Below are 3,350 nucleotides of genomic sequence, written 5' to 3' on the forward strand. Positions count from 1 at the left end.
ATTGTGGTCAAGTTGCTGAGGGCGTACGGTGGATGCCTTGGCACCAGGAGCCGATGAAGGACGTGGGAGGCCGCGATAGGCCTGGGGGAGCTGTCAACCGAGCTGTGATCCCAGGGTGTCCGAATGGGGGAACCCGGCACCAGTCATGTGGTGTCACTCCCGCCTGAACACATAGGGCGGGTAGAGGGAACGCGGGGAAGTGAAACATCTCAGTACCCGCAGGAAGAGAAAACAATTGTGATTCCGTGAGTAGTGGCGAGCGAAAGCGGATGAGGCTAAACCGTGCACGTGTGATACCTGGCAGGGGTTGCGTGTGCGGGGTTGTGGGACATGTCTTGATCGGGCTGCTGACCGGTCGCACAGTCAGAAAATTCGTGGTTAGTCGAAGTTCGCTGGAAAGCGGCACCGTAGACGGTGAGAGTCCGGTAGGCGAAAATCGCGGGTCTGTGTTGGTGTGTTCCCGAGTAGCGGCGGACTCCTGTAATCTGCCGTGAATCTGCCAGGACCACCTGGTAAGCCTAAATACTCCCTGGTGACCGATAGCGGACTAGTACCGTGAGGGAAAGGTGAAAAGTACCCCGGGAGGGGAGTGAAATAGTACCTGAAACCGTGCGCCTACAATCCGTCGGAGCGTCCACACGCGAGTGTGGGGTGACGGCGTGCCTTTTGAAGAATGAGCCTGCGAGTTAGTGATACGTGGCGAGGTTAACCCGTGTGGGGGAGCCGTAGCGAAAGCGAGTCTGAATAGGGCGTTCAGTCGCGTGTCCTAGACCCGAAGCGGAGTGATCTAGCCATGGGCAGGCTGAAGCGCGGGTAAGACCGCGTGGAGGGCCGAACCCACCAACGTTGAAAAGTTGGGGGATGACCTGTGGTTAGGGGTGAAAGGCCAATCAAACTCCGTGATAGCTGGTTCTCCCCGAAATGCATTTAGGTGCAGCGTCACGTGTTTCTTGCCGGAGGTAGAGCACTGGATGGCCTAGGGGGCCTACAAGCTTACTGAAGTCAACTAAACTCCGAATGCCGGTAAGTGAGAGCGTGGCAGTGAGACTGCGGGGGATAAGCTTCGTAGTCGAGAGGGAAACAGCCCAGATCACCAGCTAAGGCCCCTAAGCGTGTGCTAAGTGGTAAAGGATGTGGGGTCGCATAGACAACCAGGAGGTTGGCTTAGAAGCAGCCACCCTTGAAAGAGTGCGTAATAGCTCACTGGTCAAGTGGTTCCGCGCCGACAATGTAGCGGGGCTCAAGCACACCGCCGAAGCTGTGGCATTCACATGATAACCCGGCCTGATTCTTCGGATGAGGGTCCAGGTGTGTGGATGGGTAGGGGAGCGTCGTGTCACCGGTGAAGCGGCGGAGTGATCCAGCCGTGGAGGTGACGCGAGTGAGAATGCAGGCATGAGTAGCGAAAGCAGGGTGAGAAACCCTGCCGCCGGATGACCAAGGGTTCCAGGGCCAGGCTAATCCGCCCTGGGTGAGTCGGGGCCTAAGGCGAGGCCGAGAGGCGTAGTCGATGGATAACGGGTTGATATTCCCGTACCCGCGTAGAAGCGTCCATGCTGAACCTTCATGTACTAACCTCTCAAAGGCATAAGACCTTCGGGTTGAGTGTCGGCGATTGGGAACTTGTGGGGTAGTAGGCAAGCGATGGGGTGACGCAGGAGGGTAGCTGGACCCGGCCGGTGGTTGTGCCGGGGCAAGCGTGTAGCCCGCAGTGTAGGCAAATCCGCACTGCTTGAGGGTGAGACGTGAAGCGGAGCCGTTTCAGGCGAAGTCAGTGATCCCATGCTGCCGAGAAAAGCCTCTAGCGAGTTTCGAGCGGCCCGTACCCCAAACCGACACAGGTGGTCAGGTAGAGAATACCGAGGCGATCGGGCGAACTGTGGTTAAGGAACTCGGCAAATTGCCCCCGTAACTTCGGGAGAAGGGGGGCCACCGATGGTGAGACCACATGCTGGTGGAGCGGTTGGTGGCCGCAGAGACCAGGGGGAAGCGACTGTTTACTAAAAACACAGGTCCATGCTAAGTCGTAAGACGATGTATATGGACTGACGCCTGCCCGGTGCTGGAACGTTAAGGGGACCTGTTAGTCCTTCGGGGCGAAGCGGAGAACTTAAGCGCCAGTAAACGGCGGTGGTAACTATAACCATCCTAAGGTAGCGAAATTCCTTGTCGGGTAAGTTCCGACCTGCACGAATGGCGTAACGACTTCCCCACTGTCTCAACCACAGGCCCGGCGAAATTGCACTACGAGTAAAGATGCTCGTTACGCGCGGCAGGACGGAAAGACCCCGGGACCTTCACTATAGCTTGACATTGGTACTCGAATTCGATTGTGTAGGATAGGTGGGAGCCGGTGAAGCGGCCACGCCAGTGGTTGTGGAGGCAAGCTTGAAATACCACTCTGTTGGATTTGGGTATCTAACTTCGGACCGTGATCCGGTTCAGGGACAGTGTCTGGTGGGTAGTTTAACTGGGGCGGTTGCCTCCTAAAATGTAACGGAGGCGCCCAAAGGTTCCCTCAGCCTGGTTGGCAATCAGGTGTTGAGTGCAAGTGCACAAGGGGGCTTGACTGTGAGACTGACAGGTCGAGCAGGGACGAAAGTCGGGACTAGTGATCCGGCACTGGCAGGTGGAAGCGGTGTCGCTCAACGGATAAAAGGTACCCCGGGGATAACAGGCTGATCTTCCCCAAGAGTCCATATCGACGGGATGGTTTGGCACCTCGATGTCGGCTCGTCGCATCCTGGGGCTGGAGTAGGTCCCAAGGGTTGGGCTGTTCGCCCATTAAAGCGGTACGCGAGCTGGGTTTAGAACGTCGTGAGACAGTTCGGTCCCTATCCGCCGCGCGCGTAGGATACTTGAGAAGGGCTGTCCCTAGTACGAGAGGACCGGGACGGACGAACCTCTGGTGTGCCAGTTGTTCTGCCAAGAGCACGGCTGGTTGGCTACGTTCGGAAGGGATAACCGCTGAAAGCATCTAAGCGGGAAGCTCGCTTCGAGATGAGGTATCCCACCCCTTGAGGGTTAAGGCCCCCAGTTAGACCACTGGGTTGATAGGCCGGAAGTGGAAGCCTGGTAACAGGTTTGAGCTGACCGGTACTAATAGGCCGAGGACTTGACCTCATACACGAAAGTTATGAAGACAACGCATCCACTGTGTGATTCTGAACCAACACCAGAACGCACCCCCGACAGACTGGGGTGTGCGGTGGTTGACAGGTTCATAGAGTTACGGCGGCCATAGCGGAGGGGAAACGCCCGGTCCCATTCCGAACCCGGAAGCTAAGCCCTCCAGCGCCGATGGTACTGCACCCGAGAGAGTGTGGGAGAGTAGGACGCCGCCGGACAAA

General features: G+C 57.4%; 2 rRNA genes. Both read left to right on the forward strand.

Features of this window, described 5'->3' with window-relative positions:
- The first annotated feature begins 5 nt into the window (after positions 1-5).
- A 23S ribosomal RNA gene (locus ABD332_RS59740) occupies positions 6-3,123 on the forward strand.
- A gap of 107 nt (positions 3,124-3,230) precedes the next feature.
- Positions 3,231-3,347 (forward strand): 5S ribosomal RNA (rrf, locus tag ABD332_RS59745).
- Positions 3,348-3,350: the final 3 nt, after the last annotated feature.

Origin of the sequence: Dactylosporangium maewongense (assembly GCF_039531485.1) — a bacterium.
In the GTDB taxonomy this organism is placed as follows: Bacteria; Actinomycetota; Actinomycetes; order Mycobacteriales; family Micromonosporaceae; genus Dactylosporangium; species Dactylosporangium maewongense.